This is a genomic window from Saccharothrix sp. ST-888, assembly GCF_000955975.1.
GTDB lineage: Bacteria > Actinomycetota > Actinomycetes > Streptomycetales > Streptomycetaceae > Kitasatospora.
The window spans coordinates 1-204 of the sequence record NZ_JYJF01001189.1; the positions used below are offsets into that span (position 1 = coordinate 1).

General features: G+C 63.2%; 1 protein-coding gene. It reads right to left on the reverse strand.

What is annotated here, in order from left to right:
- On the reverse strand, positions 1-204 hold a 204-nt coding region (locus UK12_RS44255; protein ID WP_231591540.1), incomplete at both ends, for a hypothetical protein.

Consider the following 204-nt stretch of genomic DNA (forward strand, 5'->3'; position numbering starts at 1 on the left):
TGACATCGGTGCCCAGGGCTTCCAGGGCAACCAGGGTTTCCAGGGCGACATCGGTGCCCAGGGCTTCCAGGGCACCCAGGGCAATCAGGGTTTCCAGGGCGACATCGGTGCCCAGGGTTTCCAGGGCTTCCAGGGCAATCAGGGTTTCCAGGGTGACATCGGTGCCCAGGGTTTCCAGGGCTTCCAGGGCAATCAGGGTTTCCA